General features: G+C 72.9%; 24 protein-coding genes and 2 tRNA genes. 19 read left to right on the top strand and 7 right to left on the bottom strand.

Annotated features, from left to right (window positions below; genetic code table 11):
- Positions 1-108 precede the first annotated feature (108 nt).
- Genes DX116_RS02125 through DX116_RS19825 form a run of 9 tightly spaced genes read left to right on the top strand, consistent with a single transcriptional unit; the run spans position 109 to position 7,484 of the window.
- On the top strand, positions 109-1,173 hold the full coding sequence (locus DX116_RS02125; RefSeq protein ID WP_119702564.1) for a glycosyltransferase: 1,065 nt from the start codon (positions 109-111) through the stop codon (positions 1,171-1,173).
- The gene (locus tag DX116_RS02120; protein WP_119702563.1) at positions 1,170-2,180 is read left to right on the top strand and encodes a glycosyltransferase; all 1,011 of its coding nucleotides are present in this window, start codon (positions 1,170-1,172) and stop codon (positions 2,178-2,180) included. The genes DX116_RS02125 and DX116_RS02120 overlap by 4 nt, the downstream gene beginning before the upstream one ends.
- Positions 2,177-3,025 carry a glycosyltransferase family 2 protein gene (locus DX116_RS02115; protein WP_119702562.1) on the top strand — a complete coding sequence of 283 codons (849 nt, stop codon included), beginning with the start codon at positions 2,177-2,179 and terminating at the stop codon, positions 3,023-3,025. The genes DX116_RS02120 and DX116_RS02115 overlap by 4 nt, the downstream gene beginning before the upstream one ends.
- A 57-nt stretch (positions 3,026-3,082) precedes the next feature.
- Positions 3,083-4,054 carry an acyl-CoA dehydrogenase family protein gene (locus DX116_RS02110; RefSeq protein ID WP_199715893.1) on the top strand — a complete coding sequence of 324 codons (972 nt, stop codon included), beginning with the start codon at positions 3,083-3,085 and terminating at the stop codon, positions 4,052-4,054.
- The gene (locus DX116_RS02105; protein ID WP_158591875.1) at positions 4,047-4,742 is read left to right on the top strand and encodes a PIG-L deacetylase family protein; all 696 of its coding nucleotides are present in this window, start codon (positions 4,047-4,049) and stop codon (positions 4,740-4,742) included. The genes DX116_RS02110 and DX116_RS02105 overlap by 8 nt, the downstream gene beginning before the upstream one ends.
- The gene (locus DX116_RS02100; protein WP_119702560.1) at positions 4,739-5,299 is read left to right on the top strand and encodes a class I SAM-dependent DNA methyltransferase; all 561 of its coding nucleotides are present in this window, start codon (positions 4,739-4,741) and stop codon (positions 5,297-5,299) included. Before DX116_RS02105 ends, DX116_RS02100 begins: the two co-directional genes overlap by 4 nt.
- A complete protein-coding gene (locus DX116_RS02095) occupies positions 5,292-6,044 on the top strand; it encodes a glycosyltransferase (protein WP_119702559.1) in 753 nt (250 codons plus the stop codon). Before DX116_RS02100 ends, DX116_RS02095 begins: the two co-directional genes overlap by 8 nt.
- A gap of 49 nt (positions 6,045-6,093) precedes the next feature.
- Entirely contained in the window at positions 6,094-7,272 is a 1,179-nt protein-coding gene (locus DX116_RS02090; protein WP_119702558.1) for an alcohol dehydrogenase catalytic domain-containing protein, read from the top strand.
- 47 nt (positions 7,273-7,319) lie between these two features.
- Positions 7,320-7,484 carry a hypothetical protein gene (locus DX116_RS19825; RefSeq protein WP_158591874.1) on the top strand — a complete coding sequence of 55 codons (165 nt, stop codon included), beginning with the start codon at positions 7,320-7,322 and terminating at the stop codon, positions 7,482-7,484.
- Positions 7,485-7,499: 15 nt separating this feature from the next.
- Here the strand turns inward: DX116_RS19825 and DX116_RS02080 are convergent, their stop codons facing one another.
- Both DX116_RS02080 and DX116_RS02075 read right to left on the bottom strand, forming a co-directional pair.
- Complete coding sequence (locus tag DX116_RS02080) at positions 7,500-8,426, bottom strand: hypothetical protein (protein WP_119702556.1); 927 nt, start codon at positions 8,424-8,426, stop codon at positions 7,500-7,502.
- Between the two features lie 13 nt (positions 8,427-8,439).
- Positions 8,440-8,697 (bottom strand): hypothetical protein, encoded by a 258-nt coding sequence (locus DX116_RS02075; RefSeq protein WP_119702555.1) that lies wholly within the window; start codon positions 8,695-8,697, stop codon positions 8,440-8,442.
- 155 nt (positions 8,698-8,852) lie between these two features.
- Here DX116_RS02075 and DX116_RS02070 point away from each other — a divergent pair, with 155 nt between their 5' ends.
- From DX116_RS02070 to DX116_RS02060, 3 genes are all read left to right on the top strand, one after another.
- A complete protein-coding gene (locus DX116_RS02070; protein ID WP_199715892.1) occupies positions 8,853-10,037 on the top strand; it encodes a sensor domain-containing diguanylate cyclase in 1,185 nt (394 codons plus the stop codon).
- A 239-nt stretch (positions 10,038-10,276) separates the two neighbouring features.
- Positions 10,277-10,549, top strand: a complete 273-nt coding sequence (locus tag DX116_RS02065) for a DUF7218 family protein (protein WP_119702554.1) — start codon at positions 10,277-10,279, stop codon at positions 10,547-10,549.
- A 155-nt stretch (positions 10,550-10,704) separates the two neighbouring features.
- Positions 10,705-11,340 carry an RsmD family RNA methyltransferase gene (locus DX116_RS02060; protein ID WP_119702553.1) on the top strand — a complete coding sequence of 212 codons (636 nt, stop codon included), beginning with the start codon at positions 10,705-10,707 and terminating at the stop codon, positions 11,338-11,340.
- Here the strand turns inward: DX116_RS02060 and DX116_RS02055 are convergent.
- Positions 11,315-11,521, bottom strand: coding sequence for a CDGSH iron-sulfur domain-containing protein (locus DX116_RS02055; RefSeq protein WP_119704069.1), 207 nt, complete (start codon positions 11,519-11,521; stop codon positions 11,315-11,317). The two genes, DX116_RS02060 and DX116_RS02055, sit on opposite strands and share 26 nt — an antisense overlap.
- Positions 11,518-12,465 carry an iron-containing redox enzyme family protein gene (locus DX116_RS02050; RefSeq protein WP_119702552.1) on the bottom strand — a complete coding sequence of 316 codons (948 nt, stop codon included), beginning with the start codon at positions 12,463-12,465 and terminating at the stop codon, positions 11,518-11,520. The genes DX116_RS02055 and DX116_RS02050 overlap by 4 nt, the downstream gene beginning before the upstream one ends.
- Positions 12,466-12,837: 372 nt before the next feature.
- Between DX116_RS02050 and DX116_RS02045 the strand changes: the two genes are divergently transcribed.
- Complete coding sequence (locus DX116_RS02045; RefSeq protein ID WP_158591873.1) at positions 12,838-13,503, top strand: GAF and ANTAR domain-containing protein; 666 nt, start codon at positions 12,838-12,840, stop codon at positions 13,501-13,503.
- 23 nt (positions 13,504-13,526) lie between these two features.
- Here the strand turns inward: DX116_RS02045 and DX116_RS02040 are convergent, their stop codons facing one another.
- Complete coding sequence (locus DX116_RS02040) at positions 13,527-14,612, bottom strand: carboxylate-amine ligase (protein ID WP_158591872.1); 1,086 nt, start codon at positions 14,610-14,612, stop codon at positions 13,527-13,529.
- An 84-nt stretch (positions 14,613-14,696) separates the two neighbouring features.
- Between DX116_RS02040 and DX116_RS19820 the strand changes: the two genes are divergently transcribed.
- Genes DX116_RS19820 through DX116_RS02035 form a run of 3 tightly spaced genes read left to right on the top strand, consistent with a single transcriptional unit; the run spans position 14,697 to position 16,106 of the window.
- On the top strand, positions 14,697-14,942 hold the full coding sequence (locus DX116_RS19820; protein WP_158591871.1) for a hypothetical protein: 246 nt from the start codon (positions 14,697-14,699) through the stop codon (positions 14,940-14,942).
- On the top strand, positions 14,926-15,435 hold the full coding sequence (locus DX116_RS20485; protein WP_199715891.1) for an FAD-dependent oxidoreductase: 510 nt from the start codon (positions 14,926-14,928) through the stop codon (positions 15,433-15,435). Before DX116_RS19820 ends, DX116_RS20485 begins: the two co-directional genes overlap by 17 nt.
- Positions 15,330-16,106 carry a Rieske 2Fe-2S domain-containing protein gene (locus DX116_RS02035; protein WP_199715890.1) on the top strand — a complete coding sequence of 259 codons (777 nt, stop codon included), beginning with the start codon at positions 15,330-15,332 and terminating at the stop codon, positions 16,104-16,106. Before DX116_RS20485 ends, DX116_RS02035 begins: the two co-directional genes overlap by 106 nt.
- Here DX116_RS02035 and DX116_RS02030 read toward each other — a convergent pair.
- Positions 16,103-16,285: a hypothetical protein gene (locus DX116_RS02030; protein WP_119702550.1), complete on the bottom strand. Its 183-nt coding sequence runs from the start codon at positions 16,283-16,285 to the stop codon at positions 16,103-16,105. The two genes, DX116_RS02035 and DX116_RS02030, sit on opposite strands and share 4 nt — an antisense overlap.
- 42 nt (positions 16,286-16,327) lie before the next feature.
- A complete protein-coding gene (locus DX116_RS02025) occupies positions 16,328-18,703 on the bottom strand; it encodes an ATP-binding cassette domain-containing protein (RefSeq protein ID WP_119702549.1) in 2,376 nt (791 codons plus the stop codon).
- 135 nt (positions 18,704-18,838) lie between these two features.
- Here DX116_RS02025 and DX116_RS02020 point away from each other — a divergent pair, with 135 nt between their 5' ends.
- From DX116_RS02020 to DX116_RS02010, 3 genes are all read left to right on the top strand, one after another.
- Positions 18,839-19,864: a quinone-dependent dihydroorotate dehydrogenase gene (locus DX116_RS02020; protein ID WP_119704067.1), complete on the top strand. Its 1,026-nt coding sequence runs from the start codon at positions 18,839-18,841 to the stop codon at positions 19,862-19,864.
- 117 nt (positions 19,865-19,981) lie between these two features.
- Positions 19,982-20,054 (top strand) — tRNA-Thr (locus DX116_RS02015).
- A gap of 66 nt (positions 20,055-20,120) precedes the next feature.
- A tRNA-Met gene (locus DX116_RS02010) sits at positions 20,121-20,194 on the top strand.

The following is a 20,194-nucleotide window of genomic DNA, read 5'->3' as shown; positions in this document are numbered from 1 at the left end:
CAACTCGCACCTCCCGAAGGACGCCATGCCGCACGCGGCCCGTAGTCATCCGTCGTCACGCCGAGCCACCCCGTTCTCGCGCTGTGTGTCGAGCGCTGTCGAGCGCGCATGAGGGTCTGTCTCATCGCGTCGAGCCGGTTCCCGATCCGCGAGCCCTTCCACGGGGGCCTCGAGGCGCACACCGCGTCGCTCGCCGAGCAGCTCGTCCGCCGTGGGCACCAGGTCAGCGTCTTCGCGGCACCCGGGTCCGATCCGCGGCTGGACGTGCAGGAGCTCGCGGTCGACCGCTACGTCCCGAGCGACGCGGCCCGTCAGGACGTCGGGGCCACGCCCGACGACTGGATGCGCGAGCACCACGCGTACCTCGCGCTGATGATGGAGCTCGCCCGCACCGGTGCCGAGCGCTTCGACGTCATCCACAACAACTCGCTGCACCACCTGCCCATCGCGATGGCCGAGCTGGTCGACGTGCCCGTCGTCTCGACGCTGCACACCCCTCCCGTCCCGTGGTTGGAGTCGGCCCTGCAGGTGTGCCGGGGGGACACGCGGTTCGTCGCGGTCAGCCGGCACACCGCCGCCGCCTGGGCCCACGCGGTGTCGGCCGAGGTCGTGCTAAACGGCGTCGACACCGATCGCTGGCGCGAGGGCCCGGGCGGGCCGCGGGCCGTGTGGAGCGGCCGGATCGTGCCCGAGAAGGCACCCCACCTCGCCGCGCTGGCCGCGATGCGGGCCGGCATCCCGATCGACATCGCCGGTCCGCGCATGGACGACGACTACTTCGAGCGCGAGATGCGTCCCCTGCTGGGGCCGGACGTGCGACACGTCGGCCACCTCGACTCCGGCGCCCTGGTCGACCTCGTGGGGCGAGCAGCGGTCGCGATCGTCTCACCGATGTGGGACGAGCCGTACGGGCTGGTCGCCGCCGAGGCGATGTCGTGCGGCACCCCCGTCGCCGCGTTCGACCGCGGGGCGCTCGGCGAGATCGTGGTCGACGGCACGGGTGCCCTGGCGCGGGCCGGAGACGTCGACGCGCTGGCGGCGGCCGTCGCGACGGCCCGCTCGGCCGACCGCGCGACCGTGCGGCGCCACGCCGTGTCGCACCTCGGCGTCGACCGGATGATCTCGGCCTACGAGGACGTCTACCAGCGCGCCCGGCTGGGGGCGGCGGCGTGATCGGCTACTACGTGCACCACCACGGCCGGGGCCACCTGCACCGGGCGCTGTCGGTCGCGGCGGCCACCGACACCGTCGTGGTCGGGATGAGCTCGCTGCCCCGTCCGCGCGAGTGGACGGGACCGTGGATGGAGCTGCCGCGCGACGACGAGGGGCCGGCCCCGGTCGACGCCAGCGCCCACGGCCGCCTGCACTGGGTGCCCGAGATGGACTCCGGGCTCACGGCTCGGATGGCCGAGATCTCGTCGTGGATCGCCGACGTCGAGCCGGCGCTGATGGTCGTCGACGTGTCGGCCGAGGTCAGCCTGCTGGCCAGGCTGCACGGCACGCCCGTCGTGACGATGGTGCTGCCCGGTGACCGACGCGACGCCGCCCACGACCTGGTGCACTCGGTGGCCCGCCGCATCGTCGCCGCTTGGCCCGACGACGTGAGGGGGATGGTCAACGGCCTCGACGTGCACCGCGACCGGCTCACGTGCGTCGGCGGGCTCTCGCGCTTCGACGGTCTCCCCGTGGCCGACGCCCCGTCCGCCCCGTCCGCCTCGGAGCGAACGGTCGTGGTGCTCACCGGTCTGGGAGACACCGACGGATGGGACCTCGAGGAGGCCCGCGAGCAGACGCCCGGGTGGACGTGGCAGGTGCTCGGCCCCGGGGCCGCCTGGGTCGACGATCCGTGGCAGACCCTGTGCTCGGCCGACGTCGTGGTCACGCACGGCGGGCAGAACGCGATCGCGGAGGTGGCGGCCGCCCGGCGCCCGGCGGTGGTGGTTCCGCGTCCGCGCCCGTTCCGCGAGCAGGACGCGATGGCGTCGGTGCTGGCGACGGACGGGCGGTTCCCGGTGTCGGTGTGTCCCGAGCTGCCGGCGGACGGGTGGGACGCGCTGCTCACCCGCACCGCGGCTCTCGACGGGGCCGGCTGGTCGGCCTGGAACGACGGCCAGGGCGCCCGCCGCGTCGCCGACGTCATCCACGAGGAGCTCGCGCGCATGCCGGCGGGACGGTCATGAGCGTCGTCGTCGTGACGATCGTCCACGGCCGCGACGAGCACCTGGCCCGGCAGCGCGAGGGCCTGCGCCGGTCCACCCGGGTGCCCGACCGGCACGTCGTCGTGGCGATGGACGATCCGTCGGTCGAGGCACCGGGCGACCTGCCGTTCGGCACGACCGTGGTCGACGTCCCGCGGACGGACGGTCTGCTGCCGCTGGCACGAGCCCGCAACCTCGGTGCCCGCACGGCCGTCGAGGCGGGGGCGACGCTGCTGGTCTTCCTCGACGTCGACTGCATCCCCGCTCCGGGTCTCGTCGCCGCGTACGCGGAGGCGGCGGCCGGCCCCGTCACGAGGGACGACCTGCTCTGCGGTCCGGTGGCGTACCTGCCGCCGGCGACGGCAGGCGGCTACGACCTCGACGCGCTCGACGGTCTCGCCGATCCGCATCCCGCCAGGCCGGCCCCCGCGGTGGGCCGGGTCGAGCGCGACGCCGCCGGCCACGACCTCTTCTGGTCGCTGTCGTTCGCGGTGACCCCCTCGACGTGGGAGACCGTGGGCGGCTTCGACGAGCGCTACGCGGGCTACGGCGCCGAGGACACCGACTTCGCGCGCCGGGCCGCGGACGCAGGCAGGGCCCTGGCGTGGGTCGGCTCGGCGAGGTCGTTCCACCAGCACCACCCGGTCAGCTCGCCGCCGGTCGAGCACGTCGTCGACATCGTCCGCAACGCCGGCATCTTCCACGACACGTGGGGCCAGTGGCCCATGCGCGGCTGGCTCGACGCGTTCGAGCGGGACGGCCTGGTGGGACGCCGGGACGACGGGCGCTACGTCGTGCGCCCGGATTGCGTCCCGACGGGGCGATGAGATGCTGATGACCTGGTTGTGCCGTAGCCAGGCTCCTGTGCCTATTGCGAGGACATCATGACCGGGTCGACCGGACGAGCACCGATCGAGACCGCCGACGTCCGCGCCCACATCGGTGGGCCGTGGCCGGTGCCCGGCGGTGGCGAGACGTGGCGGCGGTGGCAGCTTCTCGCCGCCCTCGCGGCCGACGACCTGCCGCTGGCCAAGCTCGTCGAGCCGCACCACGACGCCGCGGCGATCCTCCACGAGCTGCACGCACGGCCTCCCGCCCCCGGCGAGATCTGGGCCGTGTGGGCCGCCGAGCCGCCCTTCGCCGTCCTGACCGCGACCGCGGGCGGGCAGGGCTGGCGCCTGTCGGGTTCCAAGGCGTTCTGCTCGGGCGCCCACCTGGTCACGCACGCGCTGGTGACGGCGGAGGCGCCCGACGGCCCTCGACTGTTCGCCGTCGACCTGGCCGCCGACGGCATCCGCGACGGCAGCGGGCCGGTGTGGGCGGGGGCCGGCATGAGGCGTGCCGGCACCCGCACGCTCGACCTCCTCGACGTCGCGGCCGAGCCCGTCGGGGGGCCGGGCGAGTACGTCGACCGTCCGGGGTTCTGGATGGGGGCGATCGGCGTGGCCGCGTGCTGGTGGGGCGGCGCGATCGGCGTGGCGGCGACCCTCGAGCAGCGGTCGTCCCGCCTCGACCCCCACGGCCTGGCGCACCTCGGGGCCGTGAGGTCGGCGCTCGACGTCGCGGGCCTGGCCCTCGAGTCGGCCGCGGCTCGACTCGACCGGCGCGGTGCCGAGGTGTCGTCCGAACGGCTCGCCCATGCGGTGCGTGCGCACGTCGCCGGCGTCGTCGAGGCGACCGTCTCGCACGTCGGCCGCGCCCTCGGCCCCGCCCCGCTGGCGTTCGACGCACGGCATGCCGAGCACGTCGCCGACCTCGAGGTGTTCGTGCGACAGCACCATGCCGAGCGCGACCTCGAGCGCCTGGGCGCGCTCCACGACTCCGGCGGGCAGGGGCGAGGGACCGGCGATGAGTAACCTCTGGCGCGGCCACCTCGAGGGCATGCCCCACGACCCTCCGCACGATCCCGGCGGACAGGTGGTCGTGCTGTCGGCGCACCCGGACGACGAGGTGCTGGCCGTCGGTGGGTGGCTGGCGGGGCAGACCGATCGCGACGTCGTGTTCGTGACCGCCACCGACGGCGAGGCGTCCCACCCCGGCAGCCCCAGCATCACGCCGGACGAGCTGCGGGCCCGCCGGCCCGGCGAGCTGGTCGAGGCTCTGCGTCGCCTGGGCTTCGTCGCCCCCGACGTCCGCCGCCTCGGTCTGCCCGACGGCGGTCTCGAGCGACACCGCGACGACCTGCGCGGCCTCGTCGAGCCGCTGCTGCGCGAGGCGTCGTTGGTGCTCGCTCCCTTCGCGCACGACGGGCACCCCGACCACGAGGCGCTGGGCCGGGCGGTGCTCGACGCGGTGCCGGCGTCGGCCGTGGTCTGGCAGATGCCGATCTGGACGTGGGCCTGGACCGAGCCCGACGAGCAGCCGTGGAGGCCGTCGCTGCGGCGGCTCGAGTGCACCTCGCCGGGGCGCCACCGCAAGCGCCGGGCCATGGCCGCGTTCGAGACGCAGGTCAAGCCGCTCAGCGATCATCCCGCCGACCTGGCGGTCGTCGACGAGGCCTTGGCCCGTCACGCCGCCTACGCCCCCGAGGCGGTGATCGTGTGACCGACCCCGGCTACTTCGAGCAGCTCTACGCCGACTCCGACGATCCCTGGCAGCTGGCCGAGCGCCACTACGAGCAGCGCAAGTACGACCTGACGCTGGCCGCCCTGCCCCGTGTTCGGTACGGCCGCGCCTTCGAGCCCGGCTGCTCGATCGGGGTGCTGACCCGGCTGCTGGCCGGCCACTGCGACGAGCTGGTGGCCACCGACCCGGTCGCCAAGGCGCTCGAGAGCGCCCAGGCCACGGTCGACGCGCCCCACGTGGCGTTCGGGCGGGGCCGGGTGCCGGACGACTGGCCTGACGGCTCGTTCGACCTGATCGTCCTGTCCGAGCTGCTCTACTACCTGTCGGCGCCCGAGCGGCTCGAGGTGCGGGCCGCCGCGGTCCGCAGCCTCGCCCCCCACGGGCACCTGGTGCTGGTGCACTGGCGCCACCCGTTCGAGGTCGCGACCTGCACGGGCGACCAGGCCCACGCCGAGATGCGCGTGGGCGACGACCTCGTGGCGGTCGTCGAGCACGTCGAGACCGACTTCCGCCTCGACGTGCTCGCCCATGCCTGATCGAGGAGCCGGGGCGGCGGACGAGGTCGACCGGGTGGTCGTGGTCGTCCCGGCCAGGGACGAGCGGGCCACGGTCGCCGAGGCGGTCCGGGCCGTGCTCGAGTCCGCCGCGGTGGTGCGGCCCCGCGTGCGGGTCGACGTGGTCGTCGTCGCGGACGGCTGCCGCGACGACACGGCCGCCCAGGCTCGGTCGGCCGGGGCCGCGGTCGTGGAGATCGCCGCCGCCAACGTCGGGGCCGCTCGACGGGTCGGGTGCCGGTGGGCGTTGCGGCGGACGGACGATCCGCGACGGCTGTGGATCGCGACGACCGATGCCGACAGCCTCGTGCCGCCGGGCTGGCTGGCCGCGCACCTCGACGCCTCGCGACGCTCCGACGCCTTCCTCGGGACGATCGAGCTGCTCGGCGCCGACCGCGACCGGCACCTCGCCTGGGCTGCGGAGTACGCCTCGCTGGCGGGTCGTGGCTCCCACGAGCACGTCCACGGAGCCAGCCTCGGTGTGCGCGCCAGCGCCTACCTCGCGGTCGGCGGCTTCCACGAGCTCACGGCCCACGAGGACCGCGACCTCGTCGACCGGCTCGTCGCAACGGGCGTCGAGCCGGTGCGCGACGGCCGCGTGCCCGTCCTGACGTCGGCGCGCCACGACTCGCGGGTCGTCGAGGGCGTCGGGCCCGACCTGGCGGCGTCCGTCGCCGCGGCCCGGTCACGATCGGCATGCATGAAGTCGGCCCCGTCGGGCATGTGACGTCCGTGGTCCGTCGGGGCCACGGCACCACCGACGAAGGAGAGCATCCGTGCGAGCACTGACCTGGCAGGGCAAGAAGAACGTCAGCGTCGAGATGGTCCCCGATCCGAAGATCGTCGAGCCCGACGACATCATCATCCAGGTGACCACGACGGGGCTGTGCGGGTCGGACCTGCACCTGTACGACCCGTTGGGGCCCTTCCTGCACCCCGGCGACATCCTGGGTCACGAGCCGATAGGTCGGGTCGTCGAGAAGGGCTCAGGCGTCACCGAGCTCGCGGTCGGCGACCGCGTCGTCGTCCCGTTCCAGATCGCGTGCGGGTCGTGCTTCATGTGCACTCGCGGCCTGCAGACGCAGTGCGAGACGACCCAGGTGCGTGAGTACGGCATGGGCGCGGCCCTGTTCGGCTACACCGACCTCTACGGCGCGGTGCCCGGCGCCCAGGCGGAGCTGCTGCGCGTCCCGCACGCCAACTACGGCCCGATCAAGGTCGAGGAGGGCCTCAACGACGAGCGCTTCGTCTACCTGTCCGATGTCGCGCCCACCGCGTGGCAGGGGGTCGAGTACTCCGGCGTCCAGCCGGGTGAGACGTTGCTGATCGTCGGTCTCGGGCCCATCGGCGAGATGGCGGCGCGCATCGCGCTCCTCCGCGACGTCAGGGTCATCGGTGTCGACCTCGTGCCCGAGCGGCTGGCCCGCTCGGCCGCGCTCGGTGTCGAGACGATCGACCTCACCGCGGGCGACCCGGTGGCCGCCGTGCTCGAGCTGACGTCGGGCCGTGGCGCCGATGCCGCGCTCGAGGCCGTGGGCATGGAGGCGCACGGATCTGGCGTCGCCGAGGCGGCGCAGAAGGTCGTCGGCCTGCTGCCGAAGGCGCTCTCGCGTCCGTTGATGACCCATGCCAGCACCGATCGTCTCGCTGCGCTCGACCTGGCCTTCCAGGCCGTCCGGCGTGGCGGCACGGTCTCGATCAGCGGGGTCTACGCCGGTGCGGCCGATCCGTTCTCGATGCAGCTGATCTTCGACAAGCAGCTGACCCTGCGGATGGGCCAGGCCAACGTCAAGCGCTGGGTCGACGACATCCTGCCGCTGGCGCAGGACGACGGCGACCCGCTGGGCCTCGAGTCGTTCGCCACGCACCACCTGACGCTGGAGGATGCCCCGGCCGCGTACGAGATGTTCCAGCAGAAGCAGGACGGGGCCATCAAGGTCCTGTTCAAGCCGTGACGCGCGACGAGGGCGGCCCGCTTGAGGGGTCGACCTACCGTGGACGTGTGCCGACGATCGACTCCCAGACCGCTGTCCTGCTCGCCGTCATCGGAGTCGCGGTGGCTCTTATGGGCATCGCCTTCCTGCTGGTCGGCGTGTGGGTGCCGGGCACCGTCATCATCGCGCTCGGGCTGGCGTCCGGGAGCGTCGGCTACCGCGCCGTGCGCTGACCGTCCGGGGCGCCCTCACCCGTCGCCGTCGAGCAGGTGAAGGTCGCGCCGTGCTCGGTCGACCGCGCCGCTCGCGGTGCGGCGCCGGCGCTCGGCCGTCTGCTTCTCGCCGGCGGCGCGGCGCCTCAGTGCCGCCGCGTCGCGGATCTCCTGCTCGACGCCCGTGAGCCGGCGGCGCAGCTCAGCGAGCTCCTGCTCCAGGCGCGCCGTGTGCGCCTCGGCCGCCGAGGCGCTCTCGGCGGCGGTCGTCGCCTCGTCCTCGGCCTGCCGCAGCACCTGCTCCGCGTGCTGCACGCGCTGGTGTGCCCGGTCGAGCGCCGCATCGTCGCGCGCCGGCTCGTCACCAGCACCAGCACCAGCACCAGCGCCAGCACGAGACGCCCGGCGACGAGGCGTCAGTGACGGCTCGACCTCGACGACGACCTCGACCGCCGAGGACCCGGTCGTGTCGACCGCGCCGAAGCCGGACGGCGACAGCGGACGCACGAGGCATCCGGCACGTACCGCGGCGAGGGCGCCGGCATCGACCGCTGCCGCCCAGAACGTCTGCTCGACCTCGCGCAGCGACGTCGACGACGCACGAGACCCCCATGTGCCGGCCACCTCGGCGGCCGCCTCGACGCACCGTCGCACGACCGAGCGGCGGTCGGCGTCGGCGGCGCGGAGGTCGGCGGGACCCGCCTCGGCGTCGCCGATCGCCGCCCTCAGCCGTCGCCCCACGGCGGCCACCTCGTCGACGAGCTCGGGCCGGTGCCGGACGACGGCGTCGACCAGCGCCGCCGCCACGCTCGGCCGCCGCAGCGACATGACGTCCTTGGCCACCTGTGCGTGGCCCGCCTCCCGCAGCCGTCCGGCCTCGGCCCGGCGCTCGGCGACGAACGTCGCGGGGTCGACTCCGTAGAGGCGCCGTGCCGACGTGTCGACCGTGGGCTCGGCGGTCACGACCCGACGACCGTCAGCCCTCGGGCGCCGGCTCGAGGGCGAAGGCCGATCCCGTGCTCACGGCGTCGGCGTAGTCGGCCAGCTGCTCGCCCGTGAGCTGGACGCCGATCGTCGCGAACGCCCGCTCGGCCTGCTCGGCGATCGTCGGGACCGGCTGGCCCGTCAGCTTGGCCCGCACCTCGGCATCGACCTCGCCGAGACTCGGTGCGGCGGGGTGGACCGTCGTGCCGGGGTCGGGGGATGTCGGTGCGTCGCGCGTCATGTCGTCCATGGGCTGACGTTACCCCTGCTCGCGACCTGCCAAACGGACCCCGGCGACGCTGGGATGTGACACGGGCGATGTCACGACGACCGCCCGGGTGAGGTCTCTCGTGACAGAATCAGGTGGCACGACCTGACGGGATCGCGCGAGGGAGACGGACGCTGATGTTGGACACGACCACCCTGCGGGTGTCGTTCGGCATGGTGGCCCTGACGTTGCTGGTCCTGTTCTACTTCGTGGCCTACCGCAGCAGCCGATCGGCGTACTGCGGATGGTGGTGCGTCGCCCTCGGGCTCTTCCTGGGCGGCTCGGTGGCGTACCTGTTCGACGGCACCTCGCAGCAGGTGTGGACCAACCCGCTGGGCAGCACGCTGCTGGTCGCCGGCGCGTCCAGCGTCTGGGCCGGCACGCGCGCGCTGAGGATGCTGACGTTCTCGTGGCCGTGGTTCCTGGCCGCGCCGGTCGTCACGGCGGTGGCCGCCGCGATCGACGACCCGGCCGACAACACGTGGGCCGGGGGAGCGGTGTTCCTCGCCCTGATGTCGTTCATGGTGGGCCTGGCGTCCCGCGAGCTGTGGCTTGTGCGTCCGAGCCCCACCGACCTGTTGCGACGCGAGGCGACGTTCTCCCCGTCCGTGCGCGTGCTGTCGGTGCTGTCCGGCGGCTTCTCGGTGTTCTACGCGGCGCGGACCATCGTCTTCGTGGCGGTCGGGCCCGATGCCGTGGCGTTCGACCGCTACCTCGGGTCGGAGGTCACGACCCTCGTGACGACGGTCCTGCTCGCAGCCGTCTCGTTCGGGATGACGTCGCTCAGCTATGAGCGCGAGACCGAGGAGCTGCGCACCCGGGCGACGCGCGACGGTCTGACCGGCCTGCTCAACCGCACCGAGTTCATGCGGCAGGCTGCTGCCGAGTGGCGCAGCAAGCACCGCAGCGGTGCCCATGGATCCTTGATCCTGGCCGACCTCGACTTCTTCAAGACGGTCAACGACACCTACGGTCATCCGGCGGGCGACTACGCGCTGCAGACGTTCGCCGCCACGTGTCGTGGCATCGTCCGCTCCAGCGACCTCGTCGGGCGCTACGGCGGCGAGGAGTTCATCATCTTCCTGCCCAACCTCCCGGCCGAGCGGGCCGAGCAGATCGCCCGCAGCATCAGCGAGCGGCTGCGCGCGACGGCCACGCCCAACGGCATGGCGTTCCCGACCGTCAGCTACGGCATCGCGTCGGCCTCGGCCGACTCCGACCTGATCGATGCGATCGACCGGGCCGACCGGGCGCTCTACGAGGCCAAGTCGCTGGGTCGCGACCGGGTGATCCTCAGCGACGACGGACGACCCGCGACCTGACGGTCGTCAGCGGTGCGGCGGGTTCTCCGCGGGATTCGGAGGGGTGACCGGATTGCCCTCGGTGTCGGGCGACGTCGGCGGAGTCGAGGGATCGCCTGGGCGAGGGGCGGGAGTGGTCTGATCGGGCTGGGTCGTCATGATGACGTGGTTCCCAGGCGCAGCCCCGGCAAACCTCGCGTCAAGGAGACAGGGCTGGGTACCGCCCTCGGTGACGTCGAACCGGACGAGAAGGAGTCACGATGCCCACCAAGAAGAACCCCAGCGTGAAGAAGCCAGACCTGTACGAGGAGCTGCGCGACCAGGGCGCCTCGAAGGAGAAGGCGGCGCGCATCTCCAACGCGGCGGCGCAGAAGGGCCGCTCGACGTCGTCGGTCGCGGCCAAGGGCGGCGCGTCCGGCTCGTACGACGACTGGACGGTCTCCGACCTGCGAGCCCGTGCGAAGGAGCTCGGCCTGAGCAACTACTCGGACAAGAAGAAGTCCGAGCTCATCGAGGCTCTGCGCAACCACTGACGTCGTCGTGGCCGGCTCGAGGGTCCCGATCGCCTCCGCGGAGCGAAGGGCGAGGGTTGGGCCTCCCGCGGCGGGGTAGACAGACACTGCGCCCGCGGGCAGCAGCGGGCCGCCGGCGCGCCAGGTCGTGGGGACGCCAGATCAGGAGACTCAGCATGGGCGCAACGACCATCGACTTCGGCGGTTTCGACATCGCCTTCGACGATCGGGTGCTCCGTCCCCGCGAGTGGACGCTGGCGCAGTCGCGCTGGGCGGGCGACGTGCTGGCCGTGGCACCACCGGGCCCCGTGCTCGAGCTGTTCGCCGGGGCCGGCCACATCGGGCTCGCGGCCGTCGCCGGCACCGCGCGCGAGCTGGTGATGGTCGACCTCAACCCTGCGGCGGTCGAGCTCGCGCGCCGGAACGTCGAGGCGGCCGGGATGTCGTCGCGCGTCACGGTCCGGGAGGGTCGCATCGACGAGGTGCTGCGCACCGACGAGCAGTTCGCCGTGGTCGTGGCCGATCCGCCGTGGGTGCCCAGCGCCGGGATCGACGAGTTCCCCGACGATCCAGCCATCGCGATCGACGGCGGCGACGACGGGCTCGACCTCGCGCGCAGGTGCTGCGACGTCGTGGCGCAGCACCTCGTCCCGGGCGGAACCGCGATCGTCCAGGTCGGGACGGTCGATCAGGCCGATGCCCTCGAGCACCACCTGCGCGCCACAGGCGCCGGCCTCAGCCGGGGCGAGACGCGGATCTTCGAGCGGGGCGTGCTGGTCGAGCTCGTCAGGGACGCCGCTGCTTCGGGATGAGCTTGTGGGTGCCGTCGCACCACGGCTGCGAGGCCGACTTGCCGCAGCGGCAGACCGCGCTGATCGGACGCACCGTGCGGTGCTGCGTCCCGTCGGCGTCCTCGATGACGTGGTCGCCGCGCAGCAGCATCGGCCCGCCGGCGCACAGGATGACGTCGGGGTGGTCGTCGTGGCCGCTCATGCCGCCCACGCCTCGAGCATGCGCCGCGCGAACCGGTCCTCGAGGTCGAGGCACGTGAAGGCGCCGAAGAACATGTCGTCGCGCAGCTGGGGCTCGTCGTCCAGCAACGACCCGCAGATCGTCCGTACGGCCAGCTGCTCGTGGACCGCGTCGGCCTCGACGTGCTCGGTGTAGTACTCGACCATGGCGGCGGGGAGACCGAGCCGCGTCAGCCCCTGCGCGATGCGGCGCGAAGGGATGCTGCTGGTGACCTCGAAGGCAGCGAGGTGGCCGAGCGAGGCGCCCCGCAGGCGACGGTTCAGCCCGAACAGCGACATCGCGTTGTTCTCCTCGAGCACCTCGAGCGGCACGTCGTCGATGTAGGCGCCGTACTCGGGACGCAGCCCGCACTCGTCCATCCCGCGAGCGAACAGGGCGGCATGGAGCCGGTTGGGGTCGCCGCACCCGTACTCGTCGAACTGCAGCTCCATGAGGGCCGCCTTGGCCCGCACCGGCAGCCGAGGGACGACCCAGGCCGTCGGGTCCGACTCCTTGAGGTGGTAGATCGAGCGCATGCGCAGCAGCTCGAGCACCTGCTCGTGGTCGGCGTCGCGCTGGACGTGACCGGCGAGCGACGGACCGTCGTGATCGGCGACGAACGTGAAGAAGGTCTCGGCGAAGTCGGGGTCGTCGGGCCAGGTCTCGGGGGCACGGTCGCGCAGAGTCTGCTCGAAGCTGTGCTCCAGCGAGCGACGCAGCTCGATCAGCTCGGGCTGCCACTCGAGCGCGTCGTCGACGTCCTCGAATCCCCGGTAGTGCAGCTCGTGCAACGCCCACAGGGTGATGTGCAGGTCGTCGTCGTCGTCCGGCAGCGTGCGCAGCACGTCGCGCCAGACCGGGGACGACGACCGCATCGCCTGGAAGGCCGTCTCGCTGAGCGTGCCGCGCCCCTTGGGGGTCAGCACGTCGCGCCTCGGGATCGGGTCGCGGCGGCGCTGGAGCAGGTGAGGTCTCGCATGAGGATTCTCCTCGAGGTCGGGCGGCTCCGGCCGTGTGCTCGACTGGGCACCGCAGGTGTACCCGGAAACGGGACGGTTAACCGCGCGACCGCTTCCGACGCGGTGTCTCAGGGGTGGGCGAGTGGGTACGGGGACAAGCGGGTCGGTGTTGAGCACACAGCGGCGGCCTGGCACCAAGCGGGCAGGGGTCGCGCGGACTAGGGCGCGGCCTCTGCCCGCGTGAGCAGAGCCGTCAGGAACGCATAGGATCGGCACCTGAGAGTCGGCAGTGGTCGGCCAGCCGGCCAGGAAGCGGGGAATGACATGGACGGTGCTCGGATGTTGGCCGACATGGCGCTCGAGCTCGAGCAGGACCGCAATCCGGACACGATCCTCGAGCGGGTCAGCCACTACGCGCGACTCGTCCTCGACGCCGACGACGCCGGCGTCATGCGCACGGTCACGCGCTCGCAGATCGAAACCCCTGCGGCCACGACACCTCGCGTCGACCAGGCGCACCAGCTGCAGGCGCGCTTCGACGAGGGGCCGTGCCTCGACGCCATCGAGGGTCGCGCCACCTACGTGACCAACGACGTGGCCCACGACTCCCGCTGGCCGAAGTGGGGTCCGGCCGCGGCCGAGCTCGGCATCCTCAGCGCCGTCGGGGTCCGGCTGGCCACCCGCGACCGCGGGTACGGCTCGCTCAACGTCTACGCCGACCGCAAGGACGCCTTCACGTCGGCCGATGTCGAGCTCGCCGAGATGCTCGCGGCGCACGCCACCACGGCCTTCGCGGCCGCCGAGCGCGCGGCCGGGCTCGAGACGGCCCTCGACTCGCGCACGACCATCGCGCAGGCCCAGGGCATCTTGATGCAGAAGTTCGACATCGACGCCGACGCGGCGTTCGACTTCCTTCGACGCATCTCGCAGCACGAGAACCGCCGGCTGTTCACGGTCGCCGAGGCGATCGTGGTGCAGCGCACCGCCAACGCCCGACCCGAGTAGGTCGGTCGCCGCTCGCAGGTCTGCTAGGACGGCCGGGTGCGGCGCACGACGTCGTCGACGACGGCCGACAGGTCGGTGTCCGCTCCGGCGGCGGCGCGCTGACGCTGGGCGCCGTCGCCTTGGCGCAGCAGGCGGGCCACGCCGTCGCGCACCACGGCGGTGTCGCCGTTGGCCTCGAGAGCGGGCTCGATCGCGTCCAGCAGGGTCCCGATCGCCTCGGCCGCCGCGACGGTGCGCCTGCTGACGGGGTCGATCAGCGAGCCGGCGAGCCCGTCGCGGCTGGCCCGCCACCGGGCCGCGCGCAGCAGCTCGACACGCCACGGCTCGGCATCGGGCTCGCCGCCCCGCTGGCGGGCGCACAGGTCGACCAGCGCGCGCACCACGGCCGCGACGACGACGGCGTCCTCGCGGTCGGTGCACACGTCGGCGACCCGTACCTCGACGGTCGGGAAGCGGCGCGCCAGCCGTGCGTCGAGGTAGATCATCCCCTCGTCGAGGGCCGCGCCGGACGCGATGAGTGCCTCGACGGCCCGGCGGTAGGCATCCGGCGACCCGAAGGGCTCGACCGGGCCTGCCGAGGGCCAGGCGTCCCACACCTGGGCCCGCCAGCTCGCGTAGCCCGTGTCGGCGCCGAGGTTGAACGGTGAGTTCGCCGAGAGCGCCAGCACGAGCGGCAGCCACGGCCGCAGCCCGTCGACGACCGCGACGGCCTCGTCGTCGTCCCGCACGTCGACGTGCACGTGCATGCCGCACACCAGCGCTGTCCGCCCGACCTGCCCGAAGCGGGTCGTCATGGTGTCGTACCGCTGCTTGGGGGTCGTCTCGCCGCCGGCGTCGGACATGACCGGCGCTGCCGTGGCGGCCAGGCGGGTACCGGTCGCATCGGCCGCGAGCGCTGCCTGCTGTCGGGCGGCGCGCAGGTCGGCGTCGAGGGCGGCGAGGTCGCGGTGCGGCCCGGTCTGGATCTCGACCTGCTGCAGGAACAGCTCCTGCTCCACCTCGCCCGGGGAGTCGGGATCGGCGGCACGGTCGGAGGCGGCCACGAGACGGCGCGATGCGGGGTCGACCAGGAACAGCTCTTCCTCGACCCCGATCTGGCGCACGTCCACGGCTCCATGCTGGTGCGCGACCGCGGGGCCGGCAACACGGGGGTCGAGGTGGTTGACCGAGCGGCGCCTGGGTAGGTGGACGCCATGGCTCCCCGAACCCGTAGACAGCAGCGCCACGTGCTCAACCGGCGGTGGTCGATCGGCCTGGTGGTCTCGGTGGCGGCGGTGGTGATCGCCGTCGTCGGCATCGTGCTGGTCCAGACCGAGGTGCTCGCCGACGCCTGGGTCTACCCGTTCTTCATGGTCGGGGCCATCGGTGCGCTGAGCGCCGGCGTGCAGACGATCGTCCGTGCCAAGGCCGGTGACGACATCGATGAAGCCAAGCTCTAGCTCGACCACGTCGCTGTGGCGCGACCGGCCCGGACCCATCGCCGACGACGTGCTGGATCCGAGCGCGCGGCTCGACGACCTGGTCGTCGGCGCGGGCATCACGGGCCTGACCACGGCCCTGCTGCTCGCCCGGGCCGGCCGCCGGGTCGCGGTGCTCGAGGCCGGGGACGTCGGATCGCTGGCGAGCGGCAACACGACCGCCAAGGTCTCGCTGCTGCAGGGCACCAAGCTCTCGCGCATGCTCTCGCACCAGAGCCTCGAGGTCGTGCGCGCGGTCGACCCACCGTCACTCTCGAGGACGGCACGAGGTGCTCGGCCGATCAGCTGGTGCTGGCGACGGGCGCCCCGATCATCGACCGAGGCCTCTCCTTCGCCACGATCGAGCCCATGCGCTCCTACGCCCTGGCGTTCGACGTGCCACCCGCGCTGGTGCCGCGAGGCATGTACCTGTCGGCAGGCAGCCCCAGCCGGTCGGTCCGCGACGTACCGCTGACCGGCGGCGGGTCACGACTCGTCGTGGGCGGCAACGGCCACGACGTCGGTCGGACGTCGTCGGAGCGCGCCCTCGTCGACGACCTGCGCGCCTGGACCGCCGAGCACTTCCCGGGCGCGACCGAGACCCACGCCTGGTCGGCGCAGGACTACCGGTCGTACGACTCGATGCCGCTCATCGGCCCGTTGCCGCGAGGCGGAGGGCGCATCCAGGTCGCCACGGGTTTCGACAAGTGGGGGATGGCCTCGGGGGCCATGGCGGCCCGAAGCATCGCCGGACGCATCCTCGGTGCCGAGCCGTCGTGGCAGCAGGCGCTGTCGCGGCGGTCGATCCGGCCCTCCGGTGCGGCCCGGGCCGTCCTCCTCAGCGCCGAGGTGGCCGTCGCGGCGACGACGTCCGCCGTGGGCGCTGCCGTCCGCCGGGCTCCCACGTCGCCGCCGCCGGGCGCCGGTGCGGTGGGACGGCGGGGCCTGCTGCCGACGGGCGTGTCGGCGACCGAGACGGGGACCTGCGCCGCGCACGCGATCTGCACGCACCTCGGCGGCGTCCTGCGCTGGAACGACAACGAGCGGTCGTGGGACTGCCCGCTGCACGGCTCTCGCTTCTCGGCCGAGGGCGAGGTCATCGAGGGCCCGGCGACACGCAACCTCCGCCGGGCCGCGGACGACTAGGAGACGTCGTCGTTGTCGGTGTCGGTCGCGGGTCCCTCGGTGGCGGCGCCGCCCTCGGACGACCAGTCGGTCGAGTCGCCGTCGTCGAGCGAGGGATCGCTCTGGGTGTCGGGCGCCACGGCCGGGGTGTCGTCGGTCTGGACGTCGGTGGTCTGGGGATCGTGCGAAGGTTCGGTCATGCCGCGAACGTACCCCTGCGGCGGTGGCGTGAAACCGGCCGGTCAGGCGCCGACGTACCTCGCGAGGTGCTGCCCCGTGAGTGTCGAGCGATCGGCCACGAGCTCGCGCGGGGTGCCCTCGAAGACGATGCGGCCGCCGTCGTGGCCGGCACCGGGGCCGACGTCGATGATCCGGTCGGCATGGGCCATGACGGCCTGGTGGTGCTCGATCACGACGACGGACGTGCCGGAGTCGACCAGGTCGTCCAGCAGCCCGAGCAGCTGCTCGACGTCGGCGAGGTGCAGCCCCGTGGTGGGCTCGTCGAGCACGTAGACGCCGCCGTCGTCGGCCATCCGCACCGCGAGCTTGAGCCGCTGGCGCTCGCCGCCGGACAGGGTCGTCAGGGGCTGGCCGATCGTCAGGTAGCCGAGTCCTACGCGGGCGAGCCGGGCGAGGATGCGGTGGGCGGCAGGGACGCGCCCATCGCCCTCGCCGAAGAAGCGCTCGGCCTCGTCGACCGACATCGTCAGCACCTCGTCGATGTTCCGGCCACCGAAGCGGTACGCCAGCACGTCGGCCTGGAAGCGCCGGCCCTCGCACGCCTCGCACGGCATCGGCGCAGCCGCGACGATGCCGAGGTCGGGGTAGATGGCGCCGGCACCGTTGCACACGGGGCACGCGCCGTCGGAGTTGGCGCTGAACAGCGCGGGCTTGACGCCGTTGGCCTTCGCGAACGCCTTGCGGATCGGCTCGAGCAGGCCCGTGTAGGTCGCGGGGTTGCTGCGCCGCGACCCCTTGATGGGCGCCTGGTCGATCACGATCACGTCCTCGCGTCCCAGCAGGGAGCCGTGCACCAGCGAGCTCTTGCCCGACCCCGCGACGCCGGTGACGACCGTCAGCACCCCGAGCGGGATGTCGACGTCGACGTCGCGCAGGTTGTTGGTCGAGGCGCCCCGCACCTCGATCGCGCCGGTCGGGGTGCGCACGTCGTCCTTCAGCGCCGCCCGGTCGTCGAGGTGACGTCCGGTCAGGGTGCCGCTGCCGCGCAGGCCGTCGAGCGTCCCCTCGAAGACGATCTCGCCGCCGGCCGGGCCGGCGCCCGGCCCGAGGTCGACGACGTGGTCGGCGATCGCGATCGCCTCGGGCTTGTGCTCGACCACCAGCACGGTGTTGCCCTTGTCGCGCAGCTGCAGCAGCAGGCGGTTCATCCGCTCGATGTCGTGGGGGTGCAGCCCGATCGTGGGCTCGTCGAAGACGTACGTGACGTCGGTCAGCGCCGAGCCGAGGTGCCTGATCATCTTGGTGCGCTGGGCCTCGCCCCCCGACAGGGTGCCGGACGGCCGGTCGAGCGACAGGTAGCCCAGCCCGATCTCGACGAACGAGTCGAGGGTCGCCGCGAGCGCCTCGAGGAGCAGCTCGGCGCCGGGGGCCTCGGTCTCGCGGATCCAGGCGGCGAGGTCGCTGATCTGCATCGCGCACAGGTCGGCGATGCTCCTGCCTCCGATGGTCGACGACCGGGCGAGATCGCTCAGCCGCGTGCCGTCGCAGTCGGGGCACGTGGTGAAGGTGACGGCGCGCTCGACGAACGCCCGGATGTGCGGCTGCATCGCCTCGACGTCCTTGGACAGGAACGACTTCTTGATTTGCGGGATGACGCCGAGGTACGTCAGGTTGATGCCCTCGACCTTGACCTTCAGGGCCTCGTGGTGCAGCAGCGCGTCGAGCTCCTTGGCGGTGAACCGCGCGATGGGCTTGTCGCAGTCGAACAGTCCGACGCCGCGCAGGATGCGCCCCTGCCAGCCGTCCATGCTCCAGCCGGGGATCGTGAGTGCGCCCTCGTTGATGCTCTTGGCGTCGTCGTAGAGGGCCGTCAGGTCGACGTCGTTGACCGATCCGCGCCCCTCGCAGCGCAGGCACATGCCGCCCGTGATGCTGAACTCGGCGCGCTCCTTGACCTGGCGGCCGCCCTTCGCGCTCGTCACGGCACCTGCGCCGGTGACCGAGGCGACGTTGAAGCTGAAGGCCTGCGGGCCGCCGACGTGCGGCTCGCCCAGGCGGCTGTAGAGGATGCGGAGCATCGCGTTGACGTCGGTCGCGGTGCCGACGGTCGAGCGGGGGTCGGAGCCCATGCGTTCCTGGTCGACGATGATCGCGGTCGTCAGTCCGGTCAGCACGTCGACGTCGGGCCGTGCCGCCGACGGCATGAACCCCTGCACGAAGGCGCTGTACGTCTCGTTGATCATGCGCTGCGACTCGGCCGCGATGGTCGCGAACACCAGCGAGCTCTTGCCCGAGCCGGAGACGCCGGTGAACACCGTCAGCCGACGCTTGGGCAGCTCGACGCTGACGTCCTTGAGGTTGTTCTGCCGGGCGCCCACGACGCGGATCAGGTCGTGGGCGTCGGCGACGTGCGGCACGGTGTCGGTGGGCTCGGTCACGTCGACATGCTGCCACGACGGCCTCGCCCCGCGGGCCCGTTCGCCGCCTCGGTCGTCAGGCAGGCCGCCTGCGGCCGACCGTGAGCGGAGCGACGCGACACACCCGGGGGAATGCTCTGCGGATACGCTGCGGACGTGGTCTACCGTGCCTTCTTCGACGCCGTCTTCCGCTCGATGGATCCCGAGAAGGCGCACGAGCGCGGCTTCCTCGCGATCCGGGCGGGCCGCCCCGTCGCCCGCCACGTGTTCGCCCGGACCCGCGCGCCGCGCACCGTCATGGGCATCGAGTTCCCGCACGCCTTCGGCCTGGCCGCGGGCTTCGACAAGAACGCCCGCGCCGTGCCGGGCCTGCTGGCGCTGGGCTTCGGTCACGTCGAGATCGGCACGGTCACGGCCCGCCCGCAGCCGGGCAACCCGAGGCCGCGCCTGTTCCGCCTGATCGACGACCGCGCCGTCGTCAACCGCATGGGCTTCAACAACGACGGCGCCGCCGTGGTGGCCTCCCGTCTGCACCGCCTGCGCCGCACCGCGGCAGGCCGCGATGCCGTCATCGGGGTCAACATCGGCAAGACCAAGGTCGTCGAGCCTGCCGACGCCGTCGCCGACTACGTCGAGAGCGCGCGCCTGCTCGCCCCGTACGCGAGCTATCTCGTGGTCAACGTCTCCTCGCCCAACACCCCGGGCCTGCGCGACCTGCAGGCCGTCGACGAGCTGCGGCCCCTGTTGTCAGCCGTCAAGGACGTCGCCGACCGCAACCCCGGGCGCCGGGTGCCGCTGCTGGTCAAGATCGCGCCCGACCTCGCCGATGCCGACGTCGACGCGGTGGCCGACCTGGCGGTCGAGCTGGGGCTCGACGGCATCAGCGCGACCAACACGACCATCGCGCGTCCGTCGTCGCTGCTGACCGACCGCGCGGTCGTCGAGGCCGCGGGGGCGGGCGGGTTGTCGGGGCCGGTGCTGGCCGAGCGGGCCACCGAGGTGCTCGTGCGCCTGAGGGCTCGGGTCGGCGAGGCGCTCGTGATCATCGCGGTCGGCGGGGTCACGACGCCGGACGACGTCAGGGCGCGGCTGGCGGCCGGAGCCGACCTCGTGCAGGGCTACACGGGCTTCATCTACGAGGGCCCGGCGTGGCCCTCGCGGCTCGCGGCGGCGGCCACGTGAGGCCCGGTGCGGGCCCGGAATCGGCCGGGGTTGCAGGCGCTGCACGAGGCCGCCGCGAGACGGCACCCCCCGATTTCACGTACGGGCCGATCACCCTGTATGTTTGAGCGTCGGCACGCCCCTTTAGCTCAGTCGGCAGAGCGTTTCCATGGTAAGGAAAAGGTCTACGGTTCGATTCCGTAAAGGGGCTCTGGAGTCGCAGCGTCGCTTCGAGCGGCGCGGCGAGTCCGTCGGGCAAGAGGCAACTCGCGTCCGTGGCTGGGTAGCTCAGTCGGTTAGAGCACACGACTCATAATCGTGGGGTCGCGGGTTCGAGTCCCGCCCCAGCTA

The sequence above is a fragment of the Aeromicrobium endophyticum genome (genome assembly GCF_003586285.1).
GTDB classification, from domain to species: Bacteria; Actinomycetota; Actinomycetes; order Propionibacteriales; family Nocardioidaceae; genus Aeromicrobium; species Aeromicrobium endophyticum.
The sequence above is the reverse complement of the archived record's forward strand: the minus strand, read 5'-3'. Positions and strand labels throughout refer to the sequence as shown.